Origin of the sequence: Microbacterium sp. NPDC007973 (genome assembly GCF_042958465.1) — a bacterium.
Classification (GTDB): domain Bacteria; phylum Actinomycetota; class Actinomycetes; order Actinomycetales; family Microbacteriaceae; genus Microbacterium; species Microbacterium galbum.
The window spans coordinates 60,575-77,028 of record NZ_JBIBJJ010000002.1 but is presented as its reverse complement, the minus strand read 5'-3'; the positions used below and the strand labels follow the sequence as shown (position 1 = coordinate 77,028).

The window sequence follows — 16,454 nt, the reverse complement described above, 5'->3', positions numbered from 1 at the left end:
GCTCGGATGCGGCGCTGCGCGGCGCCGCGCGAGCTGGTCGAAAGTCCAAGACACGCCGCTCCGACGGGCGGAATGCGGCGTGTCCTGGACACTCAACGAGGGTCGAGTCTCGCGGGGCGATGCGCTCAGGGGCGCAGCAGCACCTTGCCGACGCGGGGGGAGTCGCTCGCGCGGGCGGCCTCGCGGGCGTCCTCGAGCGCGAAGGTCGCCGCGACCGGGAGGGTCAGGGTGCCGTCGGCGAGGTAGCGCGACAGTTCGCCGAACAGGGCGCCGCGGGTCTCGGCATCCATCGTCTTGCTGACGACGCTGCCCCAGAAGCCCTTCACGGTGGCCTGGCGGAAGATGATGTCGCCGGCCGAGAGCTCGAGTGTGCCGGCGCCCATCGAGCCGAAGATGATCAGCGTGCCGTTCTCGCTGAGCAGCGACAGCACGTCGTTGCTGGCCGAGCCGCCGACCGAGTCGACGCCGGCGACGATGCGCGCACCGTCGGCGAGGGCGAGGGCCGCGTCGCGCCACCCCTCGGCGTCGGTCGACACGACGTTGTCGATGCCCTGCTCCGCCAGCTCGGCGACCGCGCTCCGGCGACGCACGAGGCCGATCACGTGGATGCCGCGGGCCTTCGCGATCTGCGCGACCATGCGGCCGACGGCGCCGTTGGCGGTGTTCTGCACGATCCAGTCGCCCGCCTTCAGGTCGAGCGAGTGCAGCAGGCTGATGGCGCTGAACGGCATCGAGACCAGCTGGGAAGCGACCTCGTCGCTCAGTCCGTCGGCGACCGGGATGAGGCCGGCGGCCTTCGCGACGACCTGCTCTGCCCAGACGCCGAAGGTGCCGCCCGTGGCGACGCGCTGGCCGACGGTGAGGCCCTCGACGCCCTCGCCGAGCTCCTCCACCACGCCCACGGCCTCGGTACCGGCGCGCGCGGGCAGCTCGGGCTTGAAGCCGTAGGTGCCGCGGATGGTCCAGAGGTCGTGGTTGTGGATGGGCGACAGCAGCACGCGCAGGCGTACCTCGCCGGGGCCGGGGGTCGGGGTCTCGACCTCTTCGACGCCGAGGACGTCGGCGGGCTCGCCGAACTCGTGGTGGATCACTGCGCGCATGGAATGCCTCCGGTGGTTATTTTGTAACGACCGGTCTAATATAGACCTCGACGCTGCGAATGCAACCGGAAGGCGTCCGCAACCGGTGGCTTCGACGGGCTCGGCCACCTCCGCCGGACGCCATCGCGAGGCACAGGGAGAGAACAGGGAACATGGGCAGGATGCCGAGCTTCGACCGCTCCGCCGTCGTCGACGCCGCGCGCGACGTGTTCTGGCAACGCGGGTACGCCGAGACGGGCATCGCCGAGCTCGAGGACGCGACCGGGTTGACCCGCTCGAGCCTCTACAACGCCTTCGGCAGCAAGCGCGGGTTGTTCGACGCCGTGCTCTCCGCCTACCTCGACGACGTCGTGCGCACCCGCCTGCGTCCGCTGGGCGGGGGAGATCCGGGCGCGCTCGAGGCCTACGTCGACGACATGAGCGCGGCGATCGAGGCCGACTCCCCGCGGGCCCGCCTCGGCTGCCTCCTTCTCAACGCCGGATCATCGCCCCTGGCGAGCGACGATGCAGACGTGCGCGCCCTCGTCTCGGCTTACGCGGCCGAGATGCGTGCGGCCATCCGCGCCGCGGTCGCCGACCGGCGCCCCGACCTGGCCCCGGATGCCGTCGACGCCCTCGCCGCGGTCTGCGCCTCGCTCGTGGTGGCCGGCCTCACCCTCGCCCGCGCCGACCGCGACGCGGCGCTCGGCACGCTGGCATCCATCCCGACGACCCTGGAGTCGTGGGGACGCGCCTGATCGCGCGAGTCGCCGAGAATCGTCGCCTCGGGTGCGGTCCAGGGATGATCTCGGTATCTCTTTGTATACGTTCGCAGCGCTCCAGGGGGTGAAAACTATCCCTTGGGCGCCGCAGTGCATACACTGGGAGGGCGACGAAGGAGGTGCCGCATGCGAGCGAGCGAACGCGCGTACGCGACCCTCCTCGACGAGATCCAGACCGGCGCCCTTTCTCCCGGCACGGTTCTCGGCGAGGTGGAGCAGTCCACGCGTCTCGGGGTGAGTCGCACCCCGCTGCGCGAGGCGCTGCGCCGCCTGGCATCCGACGGGCTCGTCGCTCAGGCCTCGCCGCGGGTGACCGTGGTCGCGGGCATCGACGCCGACGACATCCGCGCCCTGTTCGACCTGCGTCGCGCCCTCGAGACGGAGGCCGCACGGCTGGCCGCGCAGCGCGGCGACCGACGGGTCTTCCACGCGCTGGCCGCCGAGTTCGAGCGCGTCGACACCGCCGCCGCCGACGACTACTACGCGCTGATCGCCCGATTCGACGCGGCGATCGACGCCGCCGTCGACAATCCCTACCTCTCCGCGGCCCTGCGCAGCGTCCGCACGCACCTCGTGCGGGTACGACGCATGGCCCGCGACAACCCCCTCCGGCTTTCCGCCTCGGCGCGAGAGCATGAACTGATCGCCCGCGCGATCGGCGGCGGCGACCCCGAACTCGCCGCCCACGCCACCCACGTGCACTTGCACAACGCCTTCACGACCATCCTCGAAGCCCTCACGGAGGACCCCTCATGACGATCACCCATCACGTGCGCGTGCACCGCAGCGACGAGAACCTCGCCCGCGAGGGCCAGCTCGCCTGGGCGCTCGCGCGCGTCGCGGTCGACCCGGTCGCGGTCGACGACGACGTGATCGACATGATCGTCAACCGCCTGATCGACAACGCCGCCGTCGCCGCGGCATCCCTCACCCGTCAGCCGGTCAGCGCCGCGCGCCAGCAGGCGCTCGATCACGCGGTGTCGATCGGCGGACCCGGTGCGACCGTCTTCGGCTGCCTGCTCGAGCGCCGCACCAGCCCCGAGTGGGCCGCGTGGGCGAACGGCGTCGCCGTGCGCGAGCTCGACTATCACGACACCTTCCTCGCCGCCGACTACTCGCACCCCGGCGACAACATCCCGCCCGTGCTCGCTGTCGCCCAGCACACCGGCCGCGACGGCGCCGCCCTCGTGCGCGCGCTCGCCACGGCCTACGAGATCCAGATCGACCTCGTCCGTGCGATCTCGCTGCACACGCACAAGATCGACCACGTCGCCCACCTCGGCCCCGCGGCGGCCGCCGGCATCGGCACCCTGCTCGACCTCGACCAGGAGACGATCTACCAGGCCATCGGCCAGGCGCTGCACACCACCACCGCCACGCGCCAGTCGCGCAAGGGCGAGATCTCGACGTGGAAGGCGCACGCCCCCGCCTTCGCCGGGAAGATGGCGATCGAGGCGGTGGACCGCGCGATGCGCGGGGAGACCAGCCCCTCGCCGATCTACGAAGGCGAAGACGGCGTCATCGCGTGGATGCTCGACGGCCCCGACGCCTCCTACGACGTCCCGCTGCCCGGCGAGGGCGAGAGCAAGCGCGGCATCCTCGACTCGTACACGAAGGAGCACTCCGCCGAGTACCAGGCGCAGGCGTGGATCGACCTCGCGCGCCGCCTCGGCACGGACCGGCCCGATCTGCGCGACCCCGCCAACGTGGCATCCATCGTCCTGCACACCAGCCACCACACGCACTACGTGATCGGCTCGGGGGCGAACGACCCGCAGAAGTACGACCCGACCGCCTCGCGCGAGACGCTCGACCACTCGATCCCGTACATCTTCGCCGTCGCCCTGCAGGACGGCGCGTGGCACCACGTCGACTCCTACGCCCCCGCGCGCGCCGGCCGCGCCGACACCGTCGCCCTCTGGCACAAGGTGACGACGGCGGAGGATGCCGAGTGGACGCGCCGCTACCACTCCGAGGATCCGAACGAGAAGGCCTTCGGGGGCCGCGTGGTCATCACCCTGACCGACGGCTCGGTCGTCGAGGACGAGATCGCCGTCGCCGACGCCCACCCGCTCGGCGCCCGCCCGTTCGCGCGCGAGGACTACATCCGCAAGTTCCGCATCCTGGCCGAGCCCGTGCTGCTGCCCGAGGAGATCGAGCGCTTCCTCGAGCTCGTGCAGCGTCTGCCCGAGCTGACCCCGGCCGAGGTCATGCAGCTCACGATCGTCGCTAAGCCCGGCGTGCTGGCGCTGGCCCCCGCGCCGAAGGGGCTGTTCTGATGCTCTACGCCCAGAGCACCCCGCAGCAGAAGCGTCGCGCGCTGCGCGAGAAGCTGGCATCCGGAGAGCTCGTGCGGATGCCGGGAGCCTTCAACCCGCTCTCGGCCCGGCTGATCGAGCGCAAGGGCTTCGACGGCGTGTACATCTCCGGCGCGGTGATCTCGGCAGACCTCGGCCTGCCCGACATCGGCCTGACGACCCTCACCGAGGTCGCCGGACGCGGGCAGCAGATCGCACGGATGACGGAGCTGCCGGCGATCATCGACGCCGACACGGGATTCGGCGAGCCGATGAATGTCGCCCGCACGATTCAGACGCTCGAAGACGCGGGCCTCGCGGGCACGCACATCGAGGACCAGGTGAACCCGAAGCGCTGCGGCCACCTCGACGGCAAGAGCGTGGTCGATGCCGACACGGCGATCAAACGCATCCGCGCGGCGGTCGACGCCCGGCGCGACCCCGACTTCCTCATCATGGCCCGCACCGACGTGCGCGCCGTCGAGGGGCTCGATGCCGCGATCGACCGCGCGAAGGCCCTGGTCGACGCGGGCGCCGACGCGATCTTCCCCGAGGCGATGCGCGACCTCGGCGAGTTCGAGGCGATGCGCTCGGCGCTCGAGGTGCCGATCCTCGCGAACATGACCGAGTTCGGCAAAAGCGAGCTGTTCTCGACCCGGCAGCTGCGCGACGCCGGCGTGAACCTCGTCATCTGGCCGGTCTCGCTGCTGCGCCTCGCGATGGGCGAAGCGGGACGGGGCCTCGACGCCCTGGCATCCGAGGGACACCTTCGCGACAAGCTCGGGCAGATGCAGCACCGCGCCGACCTCTACGACCTCATCGACTACGAGGGCTACACCCGCTTCGACGCCGACGTGTTCGACTTCACCGTCGAGCGCTGAGGCTGCGCGGGCCGGTGAGGTGACCATGTCCCGATCTGCGCAGACCATGTCCCAGAAGTGGTCGTCTGGACAAGGCTCAGACCGCCGAAATCGGGACATGAGCCCCCGTACGAACACCGCACACGACTCAAGGGAGAGACGATGACCGACATCAAGAAGGGCCTCGCCGGGGTCACGGTCGACGAGACCGCCGTCAGCAAGGTGAATCCCGAGACCAACAGCCTGCTCTACCGCGGGTACCCCGTGCAGGAGCTCGCGGCCACGCAGCCGTTCGAGGCGGTGGCGTACCTGCTCTGGAACGGAGAGCTTCCGGATGCCGACCAGCTCGCCGACCTGCGCACGGTCGAGCGAGCGCACCGGGCCTTGACCGACGACGTCCGCGCCGCAATCGACCTGCTGTTGACCAGCGCCCACCCGATGGACGAAGTGCGCACCGCCGTCAGCGTCATCGGCGCGCGCGAGACCGCCGGGATCTCGAACGTGATGGATGCCGTGGGCACCCCCGCGGAGAACCTCGAGCGCGCGATCCGCCTGTGGGCGCAGCTGCCGGCCGTGGTCGCGTACGGCCAGCGCCGCCGCCGGGGCGAGGAGCTCGTCGAACCGAGAGACGACCTCGACTACGCGGCGAACTTCCTCTGGATGACCTTCGGCGAGGAAGCCGACGAGGTCGTCGTCGACGCCTTCACCCGCTCGATGATCCTGTACGCCGAGCACTCCTTCAACGCCTCGACCTTCACCGCGCGCGTGATCGCGTCGACCCTCAGCGACCTGTACTCTGCCGTCGTCGGCGCGATCGGCGCCCTCAAGGGCCCCCTGCACGGCGGCGCGAACGAGGCCGTGCTGCACGTGTTCACCGAGATCGGCTCGGCAGAGAACGTCGAGCCGTGGCTCGACACGGCCCTCGCCGAGAAGCGCAAGATCATGGGCTTCGGTCACCGCGTCTACAAGCGCGGAGACTCGCGCGTCCCCACGATGAAGGCCGCGCTCGACACCCTGGTCGCGCACTACGACCGCCCCGACGTCGCCGCCCTCTACGACGCCCTCGAGTCGCAGTTCGTCGAGCGCAAGGGCATCTACCCCAACCTCGACTACCCCTCGGGCCCCGCCTACGACCTGATGGGCTTCGACACCCTCACCTTCACCCCGCTGTTCGTCGCAGCGCGCGTGACGGGCTGGACCGCGCACATCCGCGAGCAGCAGGCCTCGAATGCACTGATCCGCCCGCTGTCGGAGTACGTCGGTGCCGACGAGCGGCACATCGAGGGCTACGTTCCGGATGCCGACGACCTCGAGGCTCAGGAGCGCCCCGAGGAGGCCGCGGGCTGATGTCGGCGCCCAAGATCGTCCTCGTCGCGGGAGCGCGCACGCCCATCGGGTCGTTCGGCGGCGCCCTGTCGGGCATCGACGCGTACGAGCTCGGCGCGGTCGCGGTGTCGGAGGCCCTGCGGCGTGCCGGAGTCGCGAAAGACGACGTCGACGAGGTCGTCATGGGCTGCATCGCCCAGAACGGCCCCGACGCCTACAACGCCCGCCGTGTCGCGCTCGCCGCGGGACTGCCCACGCGCGTGCCCGCCTTCACCGTGAACCGCCTCTGCGGCTCGGGCTTGCAGGCGATCTGGTCGGCGGCGCAGGAGCTGCGCTGGGGCGGCATCGACGTGGCCGTGGCCGGTGGCGACGAGAGCATGTCGCGCACGCCCTTCCTCGAGTACGGCGCCCGCGGCAATTCCCGCCTCGGCGACCGGACCTTGCTGGATGGCACGCTGGCGATCCTCACCGACCCCTTCAGCGGCCGGCACATGGGAACGACCGCCGAGGTCGTGGCATCCCGATACTCCGTCTCTCGAGAAGAGCAGGACGCCTTCGCCGTCGAGAGTCAGCGCCGGGCGGCGACGGATGCCGCGCGCGCGGCCTTCGCGCAAGAGATCGTGCCCGTGACCACCGGTGGCCGGAAGCCGGTCGAGGTCTCGGTCGATGAGCACCCGCGGTCGGGGACGACTCTCGAGGCGCTGGCCGGGTTGCGGCCCGCGTTCGAGAAGGGCGGCTCGGTCACCGCCGGCAACTCCTCGGGCATCAACGACGGGGCGGCGGCCATGGTGCTGATGCGCCAGGACGACGTGCGCGAGCGCGGCCTGACGGGTCTGGCGACGCTTGAGGCGGTGACCACCGCGGGCGTCGACCCCGAGATCATGGGCTACGCGCCCGTCATAGCCTTACAGCGACTGTGGGAGCAGACGGGGCTCAGTCCCGCCGACGTCGACGTCATCGAGCTGAACGAGGCCTTCGCGGCCCAGGCGGTCGCGGTGATCCGCGACGGTGGCCTCGACCCGGCGAAGGTGAACCCCTACGGCGGCGCGATTGCCCTCGGCCACCCGGTCGGCGCGACGGGCGCGATCCTCACCGTGCGCGCGGCCCTCGACCTGCAGCGCCGCGACCTCGAGTACGCGGTCGTGACGATGTGCATCGGCGGCGGCCAGGCCCTGGCGGCGCTGTTGCGGCGGTACTGACGGGTCGCGCGCTCCCGCGCTCGCGCCATCGCGCGATCGCGCGCGGGAGGGGTCAGAAATTGTCGCCTTGCCGCGTTCCAGGCGACAGAAAGCGACTCCTCACGCGGGGTGCGGCGCTCACGCGCGCGGCGCGAGAGTCAAAAAGACGTCGACCTCGTCCTCGGCGTCGAGGGTGAAGCCGGCGCGCTCGTACAGGCGGCGGGCGGGGCTGCCCTGCAGCACGTTCAGACGCGTCGGACCGTGGTGCGGTTCGGCCAGCACCTGTGCCAGCACGGCGCCGCCCACGCCGCGACCCTGCAGAGCGGATGCCAGGTAGAAGTGCTCGATCCAATGGGAGGCCCCGTCGGGTCGGACCGTGATCGAGCCGGCATCCGCCCCGTCGACGACGATGATGCGCGTCCACTCCGGGCGGAAACCGTCGCGCAGGCGCTGGCGCACCCGCTGCTCGTCGAAGCGGCCGAGGCGTTCGAGGTCGGCGCGGAGAACCTCGGCGCGCAGCTCGACGAGCCACTCGATGTCGATCGCGACGGCCGGGCGCAGGCGGAACTCCATCCGTCGAGCGTAAGCCGCGTGAGTCGCCGCGAATCGTCGCCCGGCCGCCGGTCGAGGCGACGAAATGCGGCAACTCACGCGGGGGATCGGCACCCGGAATACTGGGCACATGAGTGTGTTCCTTCTCGGCGGCGGCCGCGATGTCGCCGTCTGCGGGTCGTTGCTGGAGACTTTCGTGAGCGAGGCTCGGCAGCGGGCCGCCGACCGTGCGCCCGCGATCGCACTGCTGCTCGTGCTCGAGGCCGACGACGACGCCTCGGTCGACCGGTTCCGCGAGGTGCTCGAGGCGGCCGGCGCGGAATCCGGCGAGATCCGCGTGCACGCGATCGTCGAGGGCGAGAGCTTCACGGATGCCGCGGTCGAGGCCGACGGCCTCTTCGTCGGCGGGGGCCTGACTCCGGCGTACGGCGACGCGTTCGGCGGCATCCGGGATCTGGTCCGCGAACGGGTCGCGAGCGGCATGCCGTACGCCGGGTTCTCCGCGGGAGCGTCCATCGCCGCGGGTCCGGCGCTCGTCGGCGGGTACCGGGTCGGCGGGGTCGAGGTCGTGTCGGAGGACGCGGGCGAAGAGCTGGACGCCGTCGAGGTGCGCCCGGGCCTCGGGCTCCTCGACTTCGCCGTCGACGTGCACGCCGCCCAGTGGGGCACCCTTTCGCGTCTCGTCGCCGCGGTCGACGCCGGTCTCGTCACCGACGGTGTGGCCATCGACGAGAACACGGCCCTGGTGATCTCGGCGCAGGCGGCCCCAGCCGTGTGCGGCAGCGGTCAGGTCTGGCGCGTCGAGTCCACGGCATCCGGGGTGCACGTCCAGGTGCTCCGCGCCTGACGCGCCACCCGCGCGTGAGGGGTCGGAAAGTGTCGCCGGGCGCACCTCTCGGCGACACTTATCGACCCCCCACGCCAACGGGAACGGCCCCCACCCGCGAGGGTGAGGGCCGTTCCGGCGTCCGGCGTCAGACCGTGCGGCGCTTGCGCAGGGCGAACGCGAGGCCGCCCGCGACCACGAGGAACCCGCCCGCCAGGGCGAGGCCCCACGGCGCCTCGACACCCGTGTTGGCGAGGCCGCTGCCGGGGCGCTCTCCCGCGGGCCGGCCGGGCTGGTCCGGGGCGGGAACCGGCGTCGGCTCGGTGCCGGGCTCACCCGGCTGCGGAGCGGCATCCGTCGTGAGGACAGCGCGACCGAGCGGCGCGGGGTCGACCACGGGGGTGGCCTCGAAGTAGGCCAGGGTCGCGTCGAGGTCGATCTGCCCGGTGTCGGTGCGGTCGGTGCCCGCGGCGAAGGTCGGGAAGCCGTCGCCACCGTTCGCGAGGAACGAGTTCGTCACGACCGTGAACGTGTCGGTGTCGGCGATCGCGCGGCCCTGGTAGGCCATCGAGACGACCGCGCCCACCCGCGGGTTCGACGGGTCCTGCGTGTACGTGTACGTGAAGCCGTCGGACACGCCCAGGTGCAGCTTCGGGCGGTCGCCCTCGGCCTTCCACTGCTCGTTCAGGATGCCGCGGAGCTGCTCACCCGTCAGCGTCACCGTCACGAGCGTGTTGGCGAACGGCTGCACGAGGGCGGCCTCCTTGTAGGTCACCACGCCGTCGTCGCCCTTCAGCAGGTCGGCGCGGAGGCCGCCCGGGTTCATCAGCGCGATCTGGGCGGTGGTGCCGGCGTAGGCCGGGTTCTTCGACGTCGCCCAGAGGTACACGTCGGCGACCCAGTTGCCCATCGACGACTCGACGCCGCGGTCCGCTCCCGAGGGGGTGCCGCCGCGCAGGATGTCACCGCTGATCTCGCCGACCGGCTTCGCGCCGATGACGTCGGCCTGCGCGACGTACTCGGCGACCTTGGCCGCGATGTCGGCATCCGGAGCCGCCGCGCCCGCGAGCGGGAAGGTCGTCCCCGAGATGGATGCCAGCGAGTCGCTGCGCGTGTCCCAGCTCAGCGACAGCTGCCCCATGGCCTTGCCGTACTCCGAGGCCTGGATGACGGGGCGCGTCCGGTCGGTGCCGGCCACCGGCAGGTCGCACGCGTAGGTCTGGTGCGTGTGCGCCGAGACGACGGCGTCGATCTCCGGAGAGGCGTTGACCGCGAGGGCGCCGAAACCGGCCTGGTCGGCGGCGATGGCCGCGCAGTCGTTCGAGGTCGCAGCTCCCGAGTGCGTCAGCAGCACGATGACGTCGGCGAGGTCGCCCGCCGTGATCTCGTCGGCCACGCGGTTCGCCGCCTCGAGCTGGTCGCCGAAGTCCAGGTCGGCGATACCGGCCGGGTCGACCATGGTCGCGGTGTCGGGGGTCACGGTGCCGATGAAGGCGACGCGCACGCCGTCGACGTCCTTGATCGCGTACTCGTCGAGGACGGGCTCCTTCGTGCCCTTCTTGTAGACGTTGGCGCCGAGGCCGAACTCGCCGCCGCCGTACTCGGGGAGCACGCGGTCGGTCAGATCGGCGAAGCCGCGGTCGAACTCGTGGTTGCCCACGGCCGAGACGTCCAGGCCCGAGGCCTTCAGAGTGTCGATGGTGGGGGAGTCGTCCTGGATGAGGGAGGTGAAGGTGGAGGCGCCGATGTTGTCGCCCGCCGAGACGAACAGCGTGTTCGGGTTGGCGGCCTCCTTCGCCTTCACGGCGCCGGCGAGGACGGCCGCTCCGGCCTCGCCCTGCGAGCCTGCCTCGAGGCGGCCGTGGAAGTCGTTGATCGTGAGGATGTCGATGTCCTTCACGTTCGGGTTCTCCACCGCGAACACGGTGGTGGTGCCCGAGACCTCGTTGCCCACGGCCACGAGCGGGCGGCCCGTCGGAGAGTCGGCGGCGGAGATGAACTCCACGCCCTCGGGACCGAGGTCGCCGGCCTTCGCCAGCAGCTCGCGGTCGGCGGTCTCATCGCCGGACAGCTGGTCTTCGACCGAGACCGAGAAGTCGCGGTTGTTGACGTACCCGGCGTAGGTCGCGTTCTCCGGGTCGGTGATGTCGTAGGTCATCACGCCGCCGACGCGCTCGAGGCCGATGAAGGCGTACGTGCGCCCGTCGACCTCGCCGATCGCGAGGTTTTCGGGCTCGGGGCCCTTGTCGTCGCTGCGACCCTCCAGGTTCGACTCCGAGTGGTTCGAGTTGAAGAAGTCGGGGTTCGCATCGTGCGTGATGCGCTCGAAGTCGGAGCCCGAGTCGAAGACCTGCGCGCCATCGGTCGTCCAGACCGAGAAGCCGCGGCCGCCGAAGGTGTACAGCGCGGAGTAGCAGGAGCCATCGGCGTTCAGCCCCATGTCGGTCGCGACGTTGAGGCGACCGAGGGCGGCGTCGTCGAGCGAGCCCGCGAGCGGGCTGCCGGCGCACACGGGAGCGAGGCCCTTGGCGCCGAGGTCCTTCACGCGGGCCGTGTCGGTGAAGTCGCCCCATGAGCGGCCGTCACCCTCGTTGGCGGTGACGAGGTAGGTCTCTCCGCCGGACTGGTAGGCCTGGATGCCGTCGGGCATGTACATGCCGAACAGGCCGGGGTAGCTCTTCTCGTTGTAGGTCGGGGCGTCCTTCGGGTCGCGGTCGCTCGCGTCGAGCGTCTCGACGCCGTAGTCCTTGAAGCCCAGGGACCGGATGCCGGTGACCTCCGCCGTCGCCAGGTCGACGGTCGCGACGGCGTTGGCCTCCTGCAGCGCGACGTACGCCGTGGAGCCGGCGATCGCGACGTACTCGGGCTCGAGGTTGCGGCTCACGCGGTTGGCGGCGAGCGGCGTGGAGCCCTGGTCGGGGGCGGCGACATCGGGGCCGAAGACGCGGACGGCGGGGTCGAGGGACTTCGAGCCGCCCTGCTCGAAGGCTCCGAATCCGGCCGTGCGAACGGCATCCTGGGTCGGGGCGGTCTTGGTGCTCGGCAGCGCGACGACGCCGACGGACCCCTCGGGGTCGGTCGTGAAGTCGTCGGCGGGCTCGCCCTCGTTCGCGACGACCGCGAAGGAGCCGTCGTCGCTGATCGCGACCATGTCGGGCAGAGCGCCGACCGTGACCTCTCCGAGGATCGTGGGCGCGGCGGCATCCGCGTCGAAGAAGACCAGACGCCCGGGCGCGGTCTTGTCGGTGCTTTCCAAAGCGATGACGCCCAGGCCGTCGGCGCGGACGGCGAGGGAGTTCGCGATCCCGGTGCCGGCGATCGCGTACAGCTTCGTCGGGGCGGCGGGGTTGCCGTTGTCGAGCACATCGACGGCCCCGGCCTGCGCGTTCACGACGAAGAGGCGGTTCTTGTACGCGTGCACGATCTCGGCGGCCGACTGATCGAACACCCCCGTCTCGTACGTGCCGAGCGGACGCAGCGACACCGCGCCGTCGGCGGCGACGTCACGCACGGGGTCGGAGACGAGAGCGGCGGATGCCGCGGTGGCGCTCGACAGAGCGAGAGCGCAGACCGCCGCGGTGGTCGCGCTGAACGCGACCGCGCGGCGGAGGAAGGGCGAAGGCATGGCTGTGTCCTCGGATGCAGGGGGGAGCTCGCGCGTCGAGAACGGCGCGAGGACGCCGCGGGGGCGGCGATGGCGAGGAGTCTGCCCGCGGGCGGTGTCGCCCGAGTGAACGACGGGGGAACGGCGGACCCGCACGGCTCGTCGACGTCGGCGCACGGGCGTCCGCGCGTCGGCGGCCGGGGATATCCTCACGCCCATGACCACCGCGAACGGCGCGCACGCCGACGAACCGCACCGCCAGGGACTCTCGCAGCGCCTCAACGGGCTGAGGGCCGGAGTCCTCGGCGCCAACGACGGCATCGTCTCGACCGCCGCGGTCGTCGTCGGCGTCGCGGGAGCGACGAGCGACACCGGTCCCGTGCTGATCGCCGGGCTCGCGGCCCTCGTCGGTGGCGCGATCTCCATGGCACTGGGCGAGTACGTCTCGGTGTCGAGCCAGCGCGACAGCGAGCACGCGCTCATCCAGAAGGAGAAGCGCGAGCTGGCCGACGACCCCGAGGCCGAGCTCGCCGAACTGGTGGGCATGTACGAGGCGCAGGGCCTCTCGCGCGACACGGCGACGCGTGTGGCGACCGAGCTCACGGCATCCGATGCCCTCAAGGCGCATCTCGCGGTCGAGCTCAACATCGACGCCGACGACGTCGTGAGTCCGTGGGCTGCCGCCCTCGCTTCGGCGGTCGCCTTCACGATCGGTGCCCTGCTGCCGCTGGCGACGATCCTGTTCGCACCCGTCGAGATCCGGGTGCCGCTGACCTTCGTCGCGGTGCTCATCGCGCTCGCGATCACCGGCTACGTCGCGGCGTACATCGGCGGGGCCCGGCGGGGGCGGGCGGTGCTGCGCACCGTCATCGGCGGGGCGCTCGCGCTCGCGGCGACGTACGCCGTCGGCGCGCTGTTCGGGGTGTCGGCGGGTTGATCGACCCCTCTACCATTTACTAGGACGTCCAGGTAATCTGAGCAGGCGACGACGCCGTCGCCTCACGAAGGAGAGCCGCATGGACACCACCCCTGCTCCCGCGCTCGACGCCTCACCGGTCAGCACCCTGTCCGCGGATGAGCGCGCCGCGATCCTCGACGCCGTGCGCGATTTCGCCGCGACCGAGTTCGCCCCCCACACCCTCGAGTGGGATGCCGAGAAGCATTTCCCCCGCGACGTGCTGCGCCGCGCGGGGGAGCTGGGTCTCGGCGGCGTCTACGTCAACGACGACGTCGGCGGCGCCGGGCTGTCTCGCGCGGATGCGGTGGCGATCTTCGAGGAGCTCGCCTACGGCGACCCCACGGTGACGGCGTACATCACGATCCACAACATGGTCGCGTGGATGATCGACACCTACGGCACCGCCGCCCAGCGCGAGCGGTGGTTGCCCTCGCTCGTGGCCATGGACGACCTCGGCGCCTACTGCCTCACCGAACCGGGCGCGGGATCGGACGCCGCGGCGATCGCCACCTCCGCGATCCGCCACGATGACACGTACGTGCTCACGGGCGTGAAGCAGTTCATCTCGGGCGCCGGAGAGGCATCCGTCTACGTCGTCATGGCGCGCACCGGCGAGCCGGGGGCCCGCGGCATCAGCGCGTTCCTCGTCCCCGCCGACGCCGCGGGCCTGTCGTTCGGGCCGAACGAGAAGAAGATGGGCTGGAACGCCCAGCCCACCCGCCCGGTGATCCTCGACGAGGTGCGGGTCCCCGCGGAGAACCTGCTCGGCGGCGAGGGGCGCGGGTTCTCGATCGCGATGAACGCGCTCAACGGCGGGCGGCTCAACATCGCCACGTGCTCCCTCGGGGGAGCGCGGTGGGCGCTGGACCGGACGGTCGCGTACGTGCACGAGCGGTTCACCTTCGGTGAGGCCCTCAGCGAGAAGCAGTCCGTGATCTTCGCCGTGGCCGACATGGCGACCGAGCTCGACGCCGCGCGTCTGCTCGTGCGCGACGCCGCCCGGGCACTGGATGCCAAGGCGCCCGACGCCGCGACCCGCTGCGCGATGGCCAAGCGTTTCGCGACCGATGTGGGCTTCCGCGTCGCCAACGAGGCGCTGCAGCTGCACGGCGGCTACGGCTACCTGCAGGACTACGGCATCGAGAAGGTCGTGCGCGACCTGCGCGTGCACCAGATCCTCGAGGGGACGAACGAGATCATGCGCCTCATCGTCGGCCGCAGCGTCCTCGCGGCGTGACACCGCCCGGTGCGGTCCTTGGGACGCGAGATGACACGCGCGTGCCGAGAAGACCGGCGATTCGCGGCAACCGGGGGTCACGTCGGCGAACGGAGGTCCTTTCGGCGGCTCGTGGCATCTCGGGCAACGGGATCGTCCGGCGGAGCGGCGCAAGGAACCCCCTCGGCGGAAGTCGGGGGCGCGTGCGAGCATGCCAGGAGCGGGGCCGACCGCGGTGACACGACGGGAGTGACATGACGGACCAGGATGCCGAGTACGAGACGATCCGCGTCGAGCAGCGGGGCCGCGTCGGGTGGATCACCCTCGACCGACCCGAGGCTCTCAACGCCTTGAACACGCAGACCATGCGAGACGTCGTCGCGGCGGCGGAGGCGTTCGACACCGACGAGGGCGTGGGGGCGATCGTCGTCACGGGCAGCGAGAAGGCGTTCGCGGCCGGAGCCGACATCAAGGAGATGGAGCAGAAGTCGGGACTCGACATGATGCTCACCGATCACTTCGGGGCCTGGACGCGGTTCGCCGCGGTGCGCACGCCGGTCATCGCCGCGGTGTCGGGCTACGCGCTGGGCGGCGGATGCGAGCTCGCCCTCATGTGCGACGTGATCCTGGCATCCGATCGCGCGAAGTTCGGCCAGCCCGAGGTGCAGTTGGGCGTCATCCCCGGAATGGGCGGGACGCAGCGGCTGGTCCGCGCGCTCGGGTACTACAAGGCCGCCGAGCTGGTGCTCACGGGGCGCATGATGGACGCCGCCGAGGCGGAGCGCGCGGGCCTCGTGTCCCGTGTGGTGCCGGCCGCCGAGCTGCTCGACGACGCCGAGAGCACCGCACGCACCATCGCCGAGAAGCCCCTGCCGGCGCTCTACGCCGCCAAGGCCGCGCTCGATGTCGCTCTGGAGTCCACGCTCGCCGAGGGCGTGCGCTTCGAGCGGCAGGCGTTCGCGGCGCTCTTCGACACCGCCGACCAGAAGGAGGGGATGGCGGCGTTCCGCGAGAAGCGGTCGCCGTCGTTCACGCACCGATGAGCCCCGTCAGCCCGGCCCGCGCAGGCGACCACGTCGCCTCGCGTATCGGCGCGCCCGCGGGCGACCGGCGGCCGGGGGCGTGCGACGCGTCACCCGTCGGTGCTCAGAGCGGGTCGGGCACCGGGGCGGGGTCGGCGAAATCACCGGCGCCCTTGCGGAAGCGCGCGATGATGCGCACGAGAGCCGTCGCATCGTCGTCGTCGAGGCCGAGGTCGGCGAACACGTCGTTGAGCGCGGTCGTCGCCTCATCGACCCGTCGTCGGCCGGCGTCCGTCAGCGCGAGCAGTGCGGCGCGCCCGTCGGTGGGGTGCGGCTCACGCGTGACGTACCCGTCGCGGGCCAAGCGCTCGACGGTGTTGGTCACGCTCGTCGGATGCACCTGCAGGCGCGCGATCGCGCTCGCCATCGGCATCCGTCCCTCGCGGGTGAAAGCGAGCAGCCGCAGCATCTCGAAGCGCGAGAACGACAGATCGAAGGGCTTCAACGCCCGGTCGATGGATGCCATGAGCAACTGGTGCGCCCGGATCACCGAGGTCACGACCGTCATGCCGTCGGCCGCGTCGTCCCACCCGTGCGCGAGCCACTGGCGCTTGGCCTCGGCGATCGGGTCGACCGGCAGTCGTCGCGTCATGGATCCTCCTCGCCTGTCACGGTACCGCTCGAGCGGCGCGGCGGCCCGCTCTCCGCGGGGGCGGTCCGGTCGGCGGGGCCAGCGACTCCCGGGCCCGCCCGT

The 16,454-nt window shown here is 71.5% G+C and carries 14 protein-coding genes; 10 read left to right on the top strand and 4 right to left on the bottom strand.

The genetic code is table 11. The annotated features are described in order from the left end of the window. Positions 1–125: 125 nt before the first annotated feature. Complete coding sequence (locus tag ACFZA2_RS05460) at positions 126–1,100, bottom strand: zinc-binding dehydrogenase (RefSeq protein WP_391401706.1); 975 nt, start codon at positions 1,098–1,100, stop codon at positions 126–128. A 161-nt stretch (positions 1,101–1,261) separates the two neighbouring features. Here ACFZA2_RS05460 and ACFZA2_RS05455 point away from each other — a divergent pair, with 161 nt between their 5' ends. From ACFZA2_RS05455 to ACFZA2_RS05430, 6 genes are all read left to right on the top strand, one after another. After that, entirely contained in the window at positions 1,262–1,837 is a 576-nt protein-coding gene (locus ACFZA2_RS05455; RefSeq protein ID WP_391401703.1) for a TetR/AcrR family transcriptional regulator, read from the top strand. 150 nt (positions 1,838–1,987) lie between these two features. After that, the gene (locus ACFZA2_RS05450; RefSeq protein WP_391401700.1) at positions 1,988–2,617 is read left to right on the top strand and encodes a GntR family transcriptional regulator; all 630 of its coding nucleotides are present in this window, start codon (positions 1,988–1,990) and stop codon (positions 2,615–2,617) included. After that, a complete protein-coding gene (locus tag ACFZA2_RS05445) occupies positions 2,614–4,140 on the top strand; it encodes an MmgE/PrpD family protein (RefSeq protein WP_391401697.1) in 1,527 nt (508 codons plus the stop codon). The genes ACFZA2_RS05450 and ACFZA2_RS05445 overlap by 4 nt, the downstream gene beginning before the upstream one ends. Next, a complete protein-coding gene (gene prpB, locus ACFZA2_RS05440) occupies positions 4,140–5,039 on the top strand; it encodes a methylisocitrate lyase (RefSeq protein ID WP_391401694.1) in 900 nt (299 codons plus the stop codon). Before ACFZA2_RS05445 ends, prpB begins: the two co-directional genes overlap by 1 nt. Positions 5,040–5,180: 141 nt before the next feature. After that, complete coding sequence (locus tag ACFZA2_RS05435; protein ID WP_391401692.1) at positions 5,181–6,365, top strand: bifunctional 2-methylcitrate synthase/citrate synthase; 1,185 nt, start codon at positions 5,181–5,183, stop codon at positions 6,363–6,365. After that, positions 6,365–7,543: a thiolase family protein gene (locus ACFZA2_RS05430; RefSeq protein ID WP_391401689.1), complete on the top strand. Its 1,179-nt coding sequence runs from the start codon at positions 6,365–6,367 to the stop codon at positions 7,541–7,543. Before ACFZA2_RS05435 ends, ACFZA2_RS05430 begins: the two co-directional genes overlap by 1 nt. Before the next feature lie 117 nt (positions 7,544–7,660). Here ACFZA2_RS05430 and ACFZA2_RS05425 read toward each other — a convergent pair whose 3' ends face one another. After that, positions 7,661–8,095 (bottom strand): GNAT family N-acetyltransferase, encoded by a 435-nt coding sequence (locus tag ACFZA2_RS05425; RefSeq protein ID WP_391401686.1) that lies wholly within the window; start codon positions 8,093–8,095, stop codon positions 7,661–7,663. Positions 8,096–8,204: 109 nt separating this feature from the next. Here ACFZA2_RS05425 and ACFZA2_RS05420 point away from each other — a divergent pair, with 109 nt between their 5' ends. Continuing rightward, positions 8,205–8,921, top strand: coding sequence for a Type 1 glutamine amidotransferase-like domain-containing protein (locus ACFZA2_RS05420; RefSeq protein ID WP_391401683.1), 717 nt, complete (start codon positions 8,205–8,207; stop codon positions 8,919–8,921). Between the two features lie 127 nt (positions 8,922–9,048). Here ACFZA2_RS05420 and ACFZA2_RS05415 read toward each other — a convergent pair whose 3' ends face one another. Then, positions 9,049–12,525, bottom strand: a complete 3,477-nt coding sequence (locus ACFZA2_RS05415) for a choice-of-anchor I family protein (RefSeq protein ID WP_391401680.1) — start codon at positions 12,523–12,525, stop codon at positions 9,049–9,051. A gap of 196 nt (positions 12,526–12,721) precedes the next feature. Here ACFZA2_RS05415 and ACFZA2_RS05410 point away from each other — a divergent pair, with 196 nt between their 5' ends. The 3 genes from ACFZA2_RS05410 (at position 12,722) to ACFZA2_RS05400 (ending at position 15,721) form a co-directional block, all read left to right on the top strand. Then, entirely contained in the window at positions 12,722–13,441 is a 720-nt protein-coding gene (locus ACFZA2_RS05410) for a VIT family protein (protein WP_391401677.1), read from the top strand. A 79-nt stretch (positions 13,442–13,520) separates the two neighbouring features. Further along, a complete protein-coding gene (locus ACFZA2_RS05405; protein ID WP_391401674.1) occupies positions 13,521–14,699 on the top strand; it encodes an acyl-CoA dehydrogenase family protein in 1,179 nt (392 codons plus the stop codon). Positions 14,700–14,932: 233 nt separating this feature from the next. Then, positions 14,933–15,721 (top strand): enoyl-CoA hydratase-related protein, encoded by a 789-nt coding sequence (locus ACFZA2_RS05400; RefSeq protein ID WP_391401672.1) that lies wholly within the window; start codon positions 14,933–14,935, stop codon positions 15,719–15,721. Between the two features lie 103 nt (positions 15,722–15,824). On the opposite strand, the gene ACFZA2_RS05395 is transcribed toward ACFZA2_RS05400, so the two are convergent. Further along, on the bottom strand, positions 15,825–16,352 hold the full coding sequence (locus ACFZA2_RS05395) for a MarR family transcriptional regulator (protein ID WP_315994384.1): 528 nt from the start codon (positions 16,350–16,352) through the stop codon (positions 15,825–15,827). Between the last annotated feature and the right edge of the window lie 102 nt (positions 16,353–16,454).